At 66.2% G+C, this 15,276-nt stretch carries 12 protein-coding genes; 7 read left to right on the forward strand and 5 right to left on the reverse strand.

The window, feature by feature from the left end; all coding sequences use genetic code 11:
- Positions 1-301: 301 nt before the first annotated feature.
- From CV102_RS20675 to CV102_RS20685, 3 genes are read right to left on the reverse strand one after another with little or no spacing between them, the layout of a single operon-like run.
- Positions 302-868 carry a metal-dependent hydrolase gene (locus CV102_RS20675; protein WP_148859922.1) on the reverse strand — a complete coding sequence of 189 codons (567 nt, stop codon included), beginning with the start codon at positions 866-868 and terminating at the stop codon, positions 302-304.
- A gap of 46 nt (positions 869-914) precedes the next feature.
- On the reverse strand, positions 915-2,129 hold the full coding sequence (locus tag CV102_RS20680) for an ABC transporter permease (RefSeq protein WP_148859923.1): 1,215 nt from the start codon (positions 2,127-2,129) through the stop codon (positions 915-917).
- On the reverse strand, positions 2,126-3,394 hold the full coding sequence (locus CV102_RS20685; protein WP_148859924.1) for an FtsX-like permease family protein: 1,269 nt from the start codon (positions 3,392-3,394) through the stop codon (positions 2,126-2,128). The genes CV102_RS20680 and CV102_RS20685 overlap by 4 nt, the downstream gene beginning before the upstream one ends.
- Before the next feature lie 588 nt (positions 3,395-3,982).
- On the opposite strand from CV102_RS20685, the gene CV102_RS20690 reads away from it, so the two are divergent.
- Both CV102_RS20690 and CV102_RS27075 read left to right on the forward strand, forming a co-directional pair.
- Positions 3,983-6,241 carry a CocE/NonD family hydrolase gene (locus tag CV102_RS20690; protein WP_148859925.1) on the forward strand — a complete coding sequence of 753 codons (2,259 nt, stop codon included), beginning with the start codon at positions 3,983-3,985 and terminating at the stop codon, positions 6,239-6,241.
- 159 nt (positions 6,242-6,400) lie between these two features.
- A complete protein-coding gene (locus CV102_RS27075) occupies positions 6,401-6,526 on the forward strand; it encodes a hypothetical protein (protein ID WP_267903136.1) in 126 nt (41 codons plus the stop codon).
- An 87-nt stretch (positions 6,527-6,613) separates the two neighbouring features.
- Here the strand turns inward: CV102_RS27075 and CV102_RS20695 are convergent, their stop codons facing one another.
- Positions 6,614-7,306 carry a xenobiotic acyltransferase family protein gene (locus CV102_RS20695; protein WP_148859926.1) on the reverse strand — a complete coding sequence of 231 codons (693 nt, stop codon included), beginning with the start codon at positions 7,304-7,306 and terminating at the stop codon, positions 6,614-6,616.
- A gap of 488 nt (positions 7,307-7,794) precedes the next feature.
- Between CV102_RS20695 and CV102_RS20700 the strand changes: the two genes are divergently transcribed.
- From CV102_RS20700 to CV102_RS20720, 5 genes are all read left to right on the forward strand, one after another.
- Positions 7,795-9,132, forward strand: a complete 1,338-nt coding sequence (locus CV102_RS20700) for a polysaccharide deacetylase family protein (RefSeq protein ID WP_148859927.1) — start codon at positions 7,795-7,797, stop codon at positions 9,130-9,132.
- Between the two features lie 443 nt (positions 9,133-9,575).
- Entirely contained in the window at positions 9,576-11,342 is a 1,767-nt protein-coding gene (locus tag CV102_RS20705; protein ID WP_148859928.1) for a nitrite/sulfite reductase, read from the forward strand.
- A 2-nt stretch (positions 11,343-11,344) separates the two neighbouring features.
- Entirely contained in the window at positions 11,345-11,638 is a 294-nt protein-coding gene (locus CV102_RS20710; protein WP_233710762.1) for a DUF6360 family protein, read from the forward strand.
- An 83-nt stretch (positions 11,639-11,721) separates the two neighbouring features.
- Positions 11,722-13,782, forward strand: coding sequence for an assimilatory nitrate reductase NasA (gene nasA / locus CV102_RS20715; protein WP_148859929.1), 2,061 nt, complete (start codon positions 11,722-11,724; stop codon positions 13,780-13,782).
- A gap of 82 nt (positions 13,783-13,864) precedes the next feature.
- Positions 13,865-14,266 carry a VOC family protein gene (locus CV102_RS20720; RefSeq protein ID WP_148859930.1) on the forward strand — a complete coding sequence of 134 codons (402 nt, stop codon included), beginning with the start codon at positions 13,865-13,867 and terminating at the stop codon, positions 14,264-14,266.
- Between the two features lie 51 nt (positions 14,267-14,317).
- On the opposite strand, the gene CV102_RS20725 is transcribed toward CV102_RS20720, so the two are convergent.
- Complete coding sequence (locus CV102_RS20725; protein ID WP_148859931.1) at positions 14,318-15,175, reverse strand: VOC family protein; 858 nt, start codon at positions 15,173-15,175, stop codon at positions 14,318-14,320.
- Positions 15,176-15,276 lie beyond the last annotated feature (101 nt).

Here is a 15,276-nt window from a genome sequence, read left to right on the forward strand (position 1 = left end):
CCGCTCGAGAAGGTCGACGCCGTCGAGACCGTTTCGGAGTGAAAATCGGTCGTGACGCGATCGTTCGAAGCGAGATCGCTCCGTATCCGTCCGCATCGATCACACGTTCCTCAGGTATCCCCTCGCAACTGGACGAGGAGTGGCCCCCTGGCCACCACCAGCACCACCACGCTGTCGGTACCCGTTCCCCACACATCGCAGTCACGCCGCGAGAACATAATCCTATCGGCCAGCTAACCAGTGGCTCGGGAGCGTAGAAGTTTCGATCGCGCGCCGACGCGCGGCGAGTCTCGTCCCGACCTTACGCCGACTCTTTTGTCGACGAACGAGTCAGGACGCGGACGAGGACAGCACGGATCGGCTCGAGTCCCGGATAGCCGTCGCGACGCCAGTAGACGAGCGCGATCGCCGCGAGAACGAACTCGAGGAGGAAGTACGGATCACCGAGCGATTCCTGGAAGAGGCCGATCACCGACGGCGCACCGGACTCGTAGGCCTCGACCGGCAGCGCGGGCCAGAGGAGGAAACTCGGATCGGTTCCGCCCCACAGTACTGGCAGGGCGTCGACCAGAGCGTGCGAGAGTGCACCGAGTACGAACGCGATCCCGTACTCGGGGCGGTCGTACCGCCGGGCGAGAAAATAAACGCCGATCGAGAGCGGCACCAGGAACAACAGCGAGTGTGCGAGCGTGCGTCCGGTCGGGAGCGCGCCCAGATACCACGCCAGCGGTTTGTCGACCAGATCCGGAAACTGCGTGCCGATCAGGAGGAAGAGGACGGCGAACTCGCCAGGCGGACGATCGAACCGCATCCGTGTCGCGATCGTGTAACAGAGATAACCGACTGCTGCGTGTCCGAGCGGCCACATGTAGTCCGGTCGATGCGATCGACCCCTATAACGGGTGTGATTTCGGCTACGACTCGAGCGAAGCGAGACTCACCGACCGGCTCGCGTGCCAGCCGGAGACGACCGCGACGGTCGTGCCGACGACGAGGGCGACGGCCAGTCCGAGGACGTACACCTCGAGGCTAGTCCGGACGAGCCGTTCGAATCCGATGATTGACGTCGAGAGATGATTCAGACCGTACGCGAGGGCGGGTGTCGCCGCGAGCGCAATCGCGCCGCCGAGGAGGCCGATGAGCGAGCCCTGGATGCCGATGATTCCGGCCAGCAGCCACCGGGAAAGCCCGAGTGCGCGCAGTGCCGCGAGCGCCTCGCGTTGCTGGTAGGCGACCAGCATGAACAGGTTCGCGGTCAGCGCGACGCCGCCGACGATCGAGAGGCCGACCAGCGCCATTCCGCTGGCGACCACGAGGATTTGATCGGTGAGCATCGACCCGAACTGGTCGTCGCTGGTGCGGACGTCGTACTCCGGATACTCGGCTTGAAGATCGTCTGCAACGGCCTCGCGATCGGCACCGTCCTCGAGATTGACCGTGACGAACGACGCGCGGTCCGATCCCGCGGTCCCGGTCGTCGTCTGCAAGTCGTCGATCGGGACCGCCACCGTCTCCGTTCCCAGGTACTGCGAGTAGTACGAACCGACGCCGACGACGGTGTAGGGCTCGGTGTGCTGGGGGCTCGAGCCAATGTAGACGGCGTCGCCGACGCCAACGTCGTGCTGGTCGGCGACGGCGGGATCGAGGACGACGACGTTCGAGGGAACCTCGTCCGCGTCGAGTTCATCGTCGGCCGTTAGCGCACCGTCGAACCCGTCCCCTTCCTCGAACTCGAAGTGTGTGTGGGTGCCTTCGATACCGACGGCAGTGATGGGCTCGACCGCCTCGGGCTCCGACCCGACGTACACGTCGTGCATCGCGATCGTCGACACGTCACCGACGTCGTCGTGCTCGCGAACGTCGGCGGCGACGGTCTGTGCGTCGACGACTTCGTTTTCGCCGCTTCCGGCGGGACCGCCGGTGATCCAGACGTCGCGGCCGGCGTCGTCGAACTGTTCCTGGCCCGTTTCGATCACGCCGAGTCCGAGGCTCGCGAGCAGTGTCACGGAGAGGACGGCCAGCACGACGCCGGCCACGGCGAGTGCGGTTCGGCCGGGGGAGTGTCGAAGCTGTGCGAGTCCGAGGCCGACGACCGCGCGGCCTCGGCTAAGCACCTCGCGTCGGCTCATCGGTCCACCTCCGCGAGGAGGTCCGTACGGGCGGCGAGCGCGAGCGGGTACGGAAGCGCCACCAGCGTCGACAGTACGGCGACACCGATCGCGTACGGAACGAACAGCGGATGAACGACGGCGACCGCCTCGGGAGCGACGGTCGCCGTGGCGATGGCGTTCGTCGCCGCGATCCCGCCGACGCCGAGGACGAGTCCCAGCAGCGCACCGGCGCCCGCCGTCGCTAGCGTCGTCGTTGCGACGACGAGTAGCCGGCTTCCGGTCGGGAAACCGACCGCCCCGAGCGTCGCGAGGGTCCGGCGGTCCGACTCGACCCGCAGACCCGCGGTGGTCGCGACGAGGAGCGAACAGACGGCGAACGCGACGATCAGCGCGAGGACGCTCGTCGCGAGCGCGAGTTCGTCGCCGAACAGCGTGCGGATATCAGTGGGGCCGCCGGTCTCGAGTTCGGCCTCCGGATACGCGTCGGCCGCAGCCGTCTGTGCGGCGTCGGCCTCGCCCCAGACGAGCACCTGATCGGCGAGTCCAGCCGTGTCGGCGCCGGTCATCGACTGTAACTCGCTCAGGTGGACGAGCGCGACCGGTATCTCGGTGTCCCCGTCTGCAGGCTCGTCGACGTCGACGACGGTGTACGATCTCCCGGGATCTTCTACCTCGCTCCCTGGTTCGAGCGAATCACCGGCGTCTGCCTCGAGCGTCTCAGCCGCTTCGGTCGAGAGCACTATCTCTCCGGCGGGATCGCCGTCGTCGGTGCCGTCGGCGTACTGGGAATCGCCGGACTCCATGGTGTCGGTCGAGAGGCCGGCGATCGTCGTCGGCTCCGGTCCGGGGACGACACCGACGAGCAGCAGGTACTGATCGTGACCGGTTTCGGGATGTTCGATTCTGACCGGTTCGGTGAGCACCGGCGTCGCGTGGGTGACGCCGTCGTGCTCGGCAATCGTCGCGGCTCGATCGTGACTCTCGCCGAGACGGGGCCCCTCGACGCCAGTAGCCGTGCCGTGGACACCGCTATCGTCGGGGACGACCCGCAGTTCCGCGTCGTGTGCGACAGGCTCGTCGTCGGCGAGCGCGAGCGCGACGCCCGTCACGAGCAGGAGGTTCGCGACGGTCAGCGCGACGATACAGACCGTGGCGATCGTCCGTCCTCTCGCAGTTACGGTCTGCGCGCGGACGACGGCGAGTGCGACCTCGAGGAGGCCACGCAACCGTGCCGCGCGGCTCCGTGGCGTCTCCTCGTCGATACCGGGTTCGCGTTCTCTCATACTCGACCTCGGATTCCGATCGCGAAGCCGTCGTCTGGAGCGCTGCGACACCGGTTCGCGGTCGGAGCGGAGATGGCGATCACGTCCTCCTAACGGTTACCAGCGAATTCGATACCCAGAACGGGCTCGATACACTCGGCGTACCGATCCGGTAACCCGGAATCGAGTCTGGAGGGGCTTCCGTCTGTGATCGAAGACCAGTCGTCATACGAGTATTCGTAACGCAGCGAACACCCGTTCGGCCCATTGTTTCTGTCCGGCTACCCTCGTTTGGTCCCGCATACAGGATCCCTTCCGACGGTTGCGCTCTGCAATACTCGTTTTCGGATCCTATCGATAGCCGGATCTGTCGGACGAATTTACAATCTTGCTGAACCGTCCCGAGAAGAATCGACTTCGGCAACTGTATCGACACTGATACTCGCGGCGAGGAGGCAGTTCATCCGATCGGATACGAAATCGGCGTTCACGGCACCGTTCTGAGTGTCGCTCGCGACGATCGGACAGTTGGACGTTCTTGTCAGTAGCTTATTGCTAGTATCCGATTTACCCAACCGTTGTGGCAAGAGAAGTCACAGTCACCCTCTCATGAACGACTCAGAGCGAACTCCCGATCACCAGTACGTAACGCGTCGCACACTTCTCCAGGCGACGGCCGCGGGCACGGCCGGGCTCTCGCTGTCCGGTGTCGCGTCGGCCGACGACGATCCGATCGACGATCCCCTGCCGGTCGAGGATCCGCCGGTAGACTTCGTCTGTGACCCCGACAACACCGAGCACTACACCGAGGTATCCGCCGAACCGACGCACGAGTTCGGCGAGGAGGAGACGATCGAACTCGAGAGCGAACAGGACGGAAAGAAGATCCAACTCGGGGTTCTGAAACCCGACCTCGAGGACGAGGAGACGGCGCCCGTCATCCTGCGGGCGACCCCCTACGTCGACGACCTCCGAGAGAAGTCTCTGCGGGACTGCGTGCGCACCGAACGGCTCACGGAGAACTATGTCGAACGGGGGTACGCCGTCGCCGCCGTCGCCGTCCGCGGAACCGGCGGCTCGGGTGGCTGTATGGAGCTGTTCGGTCCCAACGAGCAGGCCGACGTGGACCAGGCGGTGACCTCCCTCGGCGAGGCCGACTGGTCGAACGGAAACGTCGGCATCATCGGCCGCTCCTACGACGGCTCGACGCCGTGGATGGCCGCCCGGATGGGGAACCCGTACCTGTCGACCGTCGTCCCGTTCTCCGGCGTTCCCGACATGCACGACCTGCTGTACCGACGCGGCGCGCCCGAACCCCGCGGGTACGCGATTCTGCCGGGGCTGTACTACGCCATCTCGCTCGGCGTCCACTCGCCGGCGACCGGGGTCGGACTGGCGACGTACCTCGAGCGCCTCTCCTGTCCGGACAACTACACCGACGGGTCGGTCTGGTCGCTGTACGCGGGTGCGACCGGTGAGCGCGATCCGAGCGGTTACTGGACCGAACGGGTCCTGAAGCGTGGCGTCGCCCGCAACTACGATGGCAGCGTCCTGATGGTTCACGGACTGCAGGACTGGAACGTCAACCCCTCGCAGGTCTACCCGTGGACGGACGAACTCCGCGAGGCCGGCATCGAGACTCACATCTACTTCAAGCAGTTCGGCCACCACTACCCCGACGACGGACGGATCCAGGAGACCGACGCTTACAACGAGAACTGGGCGGACTTCCTGCTCGCCTGGTTCGAGAGCGAACTGAAGGGACGCGACGAGAACGTCGTCGAGGACGAGATCGACACGGTGGACGTCTTCGACGCCTCCGTCCACGCCCAGCACTCCGGCGGCGAGTGGTACACCGCCGACGAGTGGCCGCCCGCGGAGGCGTCGGAGACCGAACTCTTTCTCGGGACCGACGGGAACCTGCGCGCGACGCCGGACCCCGAAACGAACGAGGAGATCGTCTACGTCGACGAGACGCGAGAGTACGATCCGACGCAGCCCTCCGATCCGGAGCCGGGCTGTCGGGCGTGTGCGACGTTCGTCTCGGCGCCGTTCGACGACGAGTTCCGGTTCGCGGGCGGGCCCGAACTCACGCTTACGGTGACGCCGACCACGTCCGGAGGGCACCTCACGGCCTACCTGTGGGCCGTCGACGAAGACGACGAGGCCGAGCGCCTCGGCTGGGGACAGATCGACCTGCGGTACGCCGACGACTCCCCCGCCGCGGAGTACCCCACTCCCGGCGAGGAACTGGACGTCCACCTGCCGATCGAACCCCTCGACGCGATCGTCCCCGAGGGTCACCGTCTCGCCGTCGTCCTCCACCAGGGGACGACCGGCGACCGAACGTACTCGCCGACCCCGGCACCCGTCGTCGTCGAGACCGGCGGCGAGACCGCAATGGCGCTGCAGGCCTGGAACGCCGCGGCGCCTCGAGCGAGCCTCGACGTCGTCGGGGAGCGCGAGGACAGTGGCTCGGTGTTCAGCGGCGGCCAGACGAATCGGACCGATCTCTCGGTCGCCGTCGAGCAGCCGGACGACGAGACGGTTCTCGTTCGCGAGACGATCCCCGAAGCGTGGACGGTCGACGAAGAACACGGGGACGTCGCGGCGACGACGCCGGCGACCGACGGGACACACGTCTACTTCGGACTCGACGACCGCCGGAGCGAGTACGACGCGCTCACGCACTTCGCGACGGCACCCGACGACCTCGAGGAGTCGGGCGAGTACACGTTCGGTCCGCTCGCGGTGACGACCGAGACGGCCGATCCGGAGGGGGACGACGCCCGACCGCTTTCGGACCGCGAGTGGACGAGGCTCGAGGGGACGGAGCGGGACGTGATCGTCACCGCAGTGGATATCTAACGACGGTCGGAGCAGGCAGGACCGAGGACAGACGATCCGCACACTCGAGCTATCCGTCACGATCACGGCCGGCGAGAGCGGCGATCGCCGTTCGATCGGATTTCCACCACTGCTTCCGGTATCTTTATTCTGTGAGTCGTTGTCATAGGCTCACCCCCTATGGTTGGCAAACTTATCGCCCTGTTCACCCTGCTCCTGCTGGTGCTCTTTATCGCAGGAGCGCCGGCAGTCGCCGAGTTTACGACGGCACAGCTATGCGAGCCGCTCGAGTCGCTCGAGTGCTAATCGTCTTCGGCCGCTCGAGCGGTCCCGGGAGGATCGACGCTGGCTGAAGAGAACCGACGCGGCCGGCGGCCTCTTCCGGCCGCGCCCTCATCTGACGGCGACCAGGTCGTCGGTCCCGTGCAGTTCGCGTTCGAAAAAGGCGCGGTTCTCGCGGATCGTCTCCTCGTCCCAGTCCCACCACTCGAGTTCCAGGAGGCGCTCTCTCACGTCCTCCGGGAACCGCCAGCCGATCCGTTCGGCGGGGACCCCCGCGGCGACGGCGTACGGTTCGACGTCGTCGGTGACGACGGATCCGGCGCCGATGATGGCACCGTCACCGATCGTAACCCCGGAGAGAATCGTCGTCCGGGTACCGATCCAGACGTCGTTGCCGACCGTGATCGGTCCGTCCGCCGTCGGCGGCAACTCGCTATCGAGGACCTCGTCGTAGAACCGAATCTGCATCGACGGCTTCGACGTCTTGTGGTTTGTTTGCTGGAATTTCGTCTCTCGGGCGATCGCACAGTACTTTCCGATATCGACCTCCCCGACCAGATCACAGTTCGGCTCGAGATTCGTCCGCTTGCGGATGGTGACGTCTCCATCGAGCACGCAGCCGCGACTCAGTCTCGTGTGGGGACCGAGTTCGACCTGTCGTCGGAGTAGACAGCCGATCGAGATCCGCGCCGATGGAGCGATGTTCAGATCCATCGACTCGAAGCGCCGGTTGAGCACCCCGTGTGTCGCGGCGGGATAGCCGAGCATCGACAGCGACCGTTCGACGAGAGTCGGGAGGACCATGTACGTTATATTAGCGCACTATTTTACCTTAGATAAGTAATCTCGGCCTATGAGAGAGACGAGGAGAGACGGTGTGTCAGGCGACCCCTACTCGATGGTAGCCGCCGTAAAACCTCGAGCAGACCACTGTTGCACACACCGCAATCAGGGCGCACAGCAGCAGCGAGAGCTCCCCGGTAGCCTGCTGTGTCGTCCCCACCAGCCACCGTCTCGACGGCGGGTGAACGGGCTGAGCGTGTGCCGACACGTCGTGATTCGCGGCCGTCGGCCGGACGAGAAGCCATCGACCCTGGCGTTAGACGCTCGTAACCGGTACTCTCGACGGTAGCCGAACGGACATCGTCGGCGGTCGAGTTGGTTCAGACGACGAGACGGGCGTGTCGGCCGCGTTCGATCCTGGAAACGGAATACCGGTGCTGCGAGAATGGGTCCGCTGAAGGTATACGGCGCATAACAATCCGTCGAACCGGGTTGGCCTCGAATGGACAATGGATCGACGAACGTATCTTGCAACAGGAGCGGTGATCGCCCTCGCCGGCTGTACCGAACTCGGCGGACCGGGCGAAACCGACGACGAGGAGACCGAGGACGATCACGACGATGACGAGCGGAACGGGGACGACACGAACGGCGAGGACGAGTCGGCCGGCGACCCCGAGCTGGCCGGCACCTTCGACGACTTCGAGGATCTCGAGCCCTGGGAGGCGTTCCAGGACATCGGCACGATCGAAGCGGACACCGAGCGCGCGTACGACGGCTCGCAGTCCGCACGTCTGGTTCCGGACTCGGACGGCCAAGTTCGAGTGCGGCGCTACCTGGACGACCCGATCGACATCACCGAGGTGACGCCCGGACTCGCCATGACCGCCGAGGACAGCGGGATGGTCCTCATCCAGCTTCAGGACGAGGACGGAGACTACGTCGAGTACAGCCAGCAGGTGCTCGGAGACATGCCCCTCGCCCGCAAGAACTTCGGGCTCACTCGCGTGCGTGGCGAACCCGACCTGGAGAACATCGTCATTCTCCAGATCATCCGCTGGTTCGGTAACGGCGAGGAGGTGGAAGAGGACGATGAGGACGACGAGGAACTCGAGGAGAGCGACGGTGCCGACGACGACACCGACGACCAGATGTGGGTCGACGACTTCCACTTCGTGCCCAACACCAACCCGGGCAAGGTGATGATTCAGTTCCACGGCGGGTACGAGACGCACTACACGGAGGCCTACCCGCTCGTCTCGGAGTACGACTATCCGGCGACGACGTTCGTGCCGACCGACCGCCTCCGGTCCGATCCCGCCGTCGAGGGCGACCGACTCACCCACGAGCAGGTCGACGAACTCGCCGATGCGGGCTGGACGATCGGTGCACAGCCGGCGAACGGACTGCAACTTCACACCGTCGACCCGGACCGAGTCGAGGAGGTCGTCACCGAACCGGCCGACTGGCTCGAGGACGAGGGCTACGACGGCGCCCGGTTCTTCTCGTTCCCCGGTTCGCGGTACACCGAGCAGTCGTACGAACTCGTCCAGGACACCTACGACCTCGGGTTCGCAGGCCAGACGCAGTGTCAGGGTTACGCCGGGAATCCGCACCTCTGTTCGATGGTCTCCAACCCCTCTGCCGACCAGGCTGAAGGGTTACTCGAGTGGACCGCAGAACACGGCGGGATCACCTCGATCGCGTTCTATCAACTCGAGGAGAGTGACGCGCTCGGGGGACTCGAGGCGACTCTCGCCGGACTCGACGAGTACGTCGACTCGGGCGATCTCGAAGTGATCACACCCGAGGAGATGGCCGACGAGTACGTCTACGAGGACGACTAGCCTCGCCCTGCTGATCTGGAGGAGCGGCAACCTTGCGGACGGCTCGGAACCGATCGAACGCGGTGCTCCGCGAGGGAGGCTCCGCCGGGGTGTACTGCTGCTTGCGACGTTTTCGACGACCGTCTCGAACCGACGAGCGAAAGCCATCGCCGGCGCGCACAATCCGTCAAGAACTGACGAAGGTCTGCGTTCATTGCTATCAATCAACAGCCGATTCCGGATTCAGATATCGAAAAATCCGACCTATATACGACGGACGTACGAATAAGATGTATTAAGTCGGTATTATTCTGACTGACCTTTCGCCAGGAGCGCGTTTTATTTTATTTCATAAACGCAAGCCTTTATGAGATCGTATCTGTACACATACTACCCGTACCAGAACATGATCTCGCAGGTATTCGCTCCAGCGGTCGACAAACGTTTCCGGAACGGTGGTTCTGATGAGCAATAAGAAAGAGGAGTGGAAGGACGGGTTGTACGGCGACGAGGTTCGCGAAAAGATCCTCGAGTTCGCCGAACGTGGCTGGGAGTCGATCCCCGAGGACGAACGCGACGAGTGGTTCACCCGGTTCAAGTTCTGGGGGCTCTTCCACCACCGGTCGGGCCAGGAGTCGTACTTCATGATGCGGCTGACCAACTGCGGCGGCGTGCTCGAGCCCGGCCAGCTACGGGCGATCGGCGAGGTCGCCCGCGACTACGCCGTCGGTCCCGTCGAGAACCCCGAGTTCGGCGACGCCTGGATCGACCTCACGACCCGTCAGTCGGTCCAGCTTCACTGGCTCAAACTCGAGGACGTCCCCGAGATCTGGGAGCAACTCGAGGCGGCCGGCGTCTCCTCGCGCTCGGCCGGCGGCGACACGATGCGCAACATCTCGGGCTGTCCCGTTGCGGGCAAGGGCGAGGAGTACGTCGAGAGTCGCGATATCTTGGACGAGATCCAGGCGGAAATCCGCGACGACGACGAACTCTGCAACATGCCCCGGAAGTTCAACATCTCCGTCTCTGGCTGTCGACAGGGCTGCGCGCAGGACGCGATCAACGATATCGGTCTCGAGCCCGCCCACAAGCTCATCGAGGGTGAAGAAACCAAGGGCTTCAACGTCCGCGTCGGCGGCGGCCTCGGCGGCCGGAAGCCGCGTCGCGCCCGGTCGCTCGATCTGTTCGTTTGCCCTGAGCAGGCGGTCGAAACGGTGCGGTCGTTCGTCGAACTCTATCACGAGGAGGGGAACCGCCAGAACCGTTCGAAGAACCGTGCCCGGTTCTTCGTCGACGAACTGGGAACCGACGAGATCCGCAGCATGCTCGAGGACCGACTCGCGTTCGAACTCGAGTCCGCGGGCACGAACTTCCGCGGCGAGTACACGTACAACGCCGGCCGGCCGACCGAACGCGGCGCCCACGACCACGTCGGCGTCTACGACCAGGCGGACGGAACGAACTACGTCGGGCTCTCGGTGCCCGTCGGTCGGCTCCCGGCGGACGAGGTGATCGAACTCGCCGACCTCGCGGACGAGTACGGTTCCGGCGAGGTGCGACTCACCCGCCGCCAGAACCCGCTCGTGATGGACGTTCCCGACGACGCGCTCGACGAACTGCTCGCGGAGTCGCTGCTCGAGAAACACAAGCCCGAGCCGAACCCCTTCGTCCAGGGGACGATGGCCTGCACCGGAACGGAGTTCTGCTCGCTCGCGCTCACCGAGACGAAGGCCCGGACGGCCCGCGTGCTGCGGTGGCTCGGCGAGAACGTCTCCCTCCCCGACGACGTCGAGCGGATCAAGATCCACTACTCGGGCTGTACCGCCGACTGCGGCCAGGCGATGACCGCAGATATCGGGCTGCAGGGGATGCGCGCCCGCAAGGACGGAGAGATGGTCGAAGCGCTGGACGTCGGCGTCGGCGGCGGGATGGGGACGGACCCATCGTTCGTCGAGTGGGTCCGCCAGCGGGTTCCGGCCGACGAACTGCCGGGATTGCTCCGGAACCTCCTCGAGTCGTACGCCGCGCTCCGTGAGGAGGGCCAGCCCTTCCGCGAGTGGGTCGAGGCCACCGGCCACGAGACGCTGGTCGAACTCGCCGAACCCGAGGAGGTCTCGGGGTACACGGATCCGTGTCTGGCCGACGGCAAGCAGTCGTGGTACCCCTTCGACGACGGACCGAGCCCGGCGCCGACGGCTCCCGACGGAACGCCGCTGGAGGCCGACGATTGATCATGCGTCGCCAGCTCGACGTGACCGCCTACACCACGTTCGACCACGTCGACGCCCGTGCGACGGGCGACGGCTGGACCGACGAGGCGGTCGCCGTCCTCGACGTCGAATCCCCGCGGGACGAGCGAACGGTCACGCTCGGACTCGAACTCGATCCCGTCGAACTCGAGCATCTCGAACCGCACGCAGATACCGTCCCGCTGACGCCCGGCCAGGCGCGAGTCCTCGCCGCAGAACTGGAGTCCGCCGCCGACGCGGCCGAGAGCGGCGAGGCGATGACCAGCGGGAGACGATGAACACTCGATGAGATGATGGTCGAAGATATCCACTGCTCGAGGAGCCACGAACGACCCTGCGCCGAACGCGCGCGTGATCTGCCGTGAGCGACTGGGTCTCGACGACGTGCATGCGCTGTGCCGTCGGCTGCGGACACGTGCACCGCGGCGCCGACGTCGGCTACGGGATCGACACCGTCCGCGGCGACGCGGCTCACCCCGTCAACCAGGGGCTGGCGTGTGCGCGCGGCATCAGCGAAAGCAAAGATCCCGACGGCGACTGGCTCACCCAACCGCTCGTCCGCCGCGGCGGAGAGCTTCGACGGACGACCTGGGACGTCGCGCTCGCACACGCCCTCGAGGGACTCCAGCGAGCCCACGAGCGAGATCCGGACGCCGTCGCGGTTCTCGGCAGCGGCCAGCAGACCAACGAGGCGGCGTACGCGCTCGGAAAGCTCGCCCGCGGCGGGTTCGGTACCCGCCACTACGACGCCAACACGACGCTCTGTATGGCCAGCGCGGTGACGGCGTACTACCAGGCGTTCGGCAGCGACGCCCCGCCCTGCACGTACGCCGACATCGACGAGGCCGATCGACACGTCATCTGGGGGGCCAACCCCGCGGTCGCTCACCCCGTCCTGTTCCGCTGGCTCAAGCGGGCAGCCGTCGACGACGTCGAAATCATCGTCGTCGACCCGGTGCGCTCCGAGACGGCGGAGAACGCCGATCAGCACGTCGCACCCGAACCGGGGATGGATCTCGCGCTGGCCCGGGCAGTCCTCGCTCGACTCGTCGATACCGACCGTCTCGACGAAGCGTTCCTCGAGGAGGCGACCGACGGCTTCGGCGAACTCCGCAACGTGCTTCCCGACGCCGAGTCCGCGGCCGATGCGGCCGGCGTCGAGATGGCCGACGTCGACCTCCTGGCGGACGCGCTCGACCACCGGGCGCTCGTCTACTGGGGGATGGGCGTCAACCAGCACGTCCAGGGAACCGAGACGGCGCGGGCGTTGATCGACCTGACGCTGGCAACCGGCAACCTTCGGCCCGGCGGCGGCCCGTTCTCGCTCACCGGCCAGGCGAACTCCATGGGGACCCGCGTCTGCTCCTCGAAGGGGACCTGGCCCGGCCAGCGGCCGTTCACCGATCCCGAGCACCGGCAGACCGTCGCCGACCGCTGGGACGTGCCGGTCGAGCGCCTGCCGGACGACGCCGGACCGGGACCGGTCGGCATCCTCGAGGCCGAAGACGTCGACGCGGTCTGGACCGTCGCGACCAACCCGGTCGCCGGGATGCCCGACGCCGACACCGCCCGCGAAACGCTCGAGGACGCCTTCGTCGTCGCACAGGACGCCTTCCACACGGAGACGACGGCAGTCGCCGACGTGGTACTCCCTGCGGCGACGTGGGGCGAATCCGAGGGGACGACGACGAACATGGAACGAACGATTTCGCGCGTCCGTGCGGCGACCGACGTGCCGGGCGGCGTGCGCTCGGACCTCGAGATCATCGCGACGATCGGGTCACGGCTCTTCCCGGAGCTGTTCGAGACCGGATCGCCCGAACCTGCAACGGTTTTCGACGAGTTCACCGCGCTGACGGCTGGAACCGCCGCCGACTGCTCGGGAATCACGTACGAACGACTCGAGGAGGCCCACGCGGTTCGCTGGCCCGCGCCCGACGAGACGAGCGCCGGCGGCTACCGCTACTACGACGACGAATCGTGGTCGTTTCCGACCGAGACCGGCAACGCCCAGTTCTCGATCGGTCGACAGGCATCGCTTCCCGAACCGGTCGACGACGAGTTCGACCTCGTGCTGACGACGGCTCGCGAGGCCGACGGCTACAACACGGGCGTCCGTTCGCGTGGCGGCTCGAGCGGCGAACTGGTCGCGCGTGTCCACCCGGATACCGTCGACGCCGCCGTCGGTGCCGTAGACGACAATCGCGTCACCATCAGCTCCCGGCGCGGCACCGTTACGGCCCACGTCAACCGGGACGAGGGGATTCCGCGCGGAATGGTTTGGCTCCCGATTCACCACCCGGCGACGAACCGGCTGACCCTCTCCGACCGCGATCCCCAGTCGAAGGAGCCACACTTCAAGCAGTGTGCCGTCCGGCTGGCGACTCCCGAGGCGGCGCTTCCGCCCGCGACGGCCGACTGATCCAACTGTCCTTCGGGAGACCCGGAGATCCTGGCTCGGGAGGTGGGCGCGCGTTTATCGTTCGGTACCGCGACAGGTGCTCATGGATCCACGAATCACCCTCGTCACGCTCGGCGTCACGGACGTCGACGAATCGATCCGATTCTACCGGGACGGTCTCGGATTTCCGATGCGAGACCGCGACGAGGACGACGACGTCGCCTTCTTTACGCTCGAGGGAACGTGGCTTTCGATCTATCCCAGGGAGTCCCTCGCCGAAGACGCAACCGTTCCCGACGACGGATCGGGCTTTTCCGGAGTCACCTTGGCCCACAACGTTTCGACTCGAGACGACGTCAGTTCGGTTCTCGACGAAGCGGTAGCCGCCGGCGGTCGTCTCGTCAAACCCGCACAGGACGTTTTCTGGGGCGGGTACTCGGGGTACTTCGCCGATCCCGATGGCCATCTCTGGGAGGTGGCGTACCCGAAGCTGACCGACGACTGAGAGCTGCGACGACCGCGACCGTCGCGCACCGGTCGGTCGCGCCGAGATCGATCACTCCGGGACGTCCCCGCGAACCCGAAGTCGGATCCCGTTCGGATCGGCAGTCTCGAACCCGTCGCCGTCCACCGCGTCCGTGGTGTCGATTTCCCGCCGCTCGAGCCGTTCCCGCAGCGCTGCGAGCGCGCCCCCTCCGGGGACGACGAGTTCGAACCACTCGAGTCCGCGTCCTCGCGGCGGCGTCGACCGCTGTCTCCAGACGTTCAGCCCGAGGTGATGGTGGTAGTCACCGGCGGCGACGAAGAGCGCCGACTCGCCGAGCCGCTGTTTGATCCCCATTCCGAGGGCGTCGACGTAGAACTCCCGCGCCGCCGGCAGTGACGACACCTCGAGGTGGACGTGGCCGACGGTCGTCGCGTCCGGGCTCGACTCCCGGCCGCGACTCGCGTTCCGAATGTCGTCGAGATCGAGCGGCTTCGTGTCGATCCCGATCGTCCCGTCGTCGGCAACGGGCCACGCCTCCGACGGCAGGTCCCGGTACACCTCGACCCCGTTCCCCTCGGGATCCGAGAGGTACAGCGCCTCGCTCACGACGTGGTCCGCCGAGCCCTCGAGCCGCCAGCGGTCCTCGATCCGCTCTAGGGCGTCGCCGAGCGCCGCCCGCGATGGGACGAGAAACGCCGTGTGGAACAGCCCCGTCTCGTCCTCTCTTCGGGGCGGCGCTTCCGGGTCCTCGACGAGCACGAGGAGTGGGTCTCCACCTGCGGCGAGGATCGTGCGGTCACCGCGGCGCTCCCGTACGTCGAGCCCGATCACCGTCTCGTAGAACCGGCTGACCCGCTCGAGGTCGGCCACTCGGAGCGCGACGCGTCCGATGGTCGTCGCGATCGGGAGGGAGCCGTCAGCAGTCATCACGCTGAGAGTTGCGTGTCCGTAGATTAGGCCTTTTGCACTGCAGGGTGACGGACGGGGGTCCATTCCGCACCCGAGAGCGTGACTGGTGGTTGTAACTG

Origin of the sequence: Natronococcus pandeyae (genome assembly GCF_008122205.1) — an archaeon.
In the GTDB taxonomy this organism is placed as follows: domain Archaea; phylum Halobacteriota; class Halobacteria; order Halobacteriales; family Natrialbaceae; genus Natronococcus; species Natronococcus pandeyae.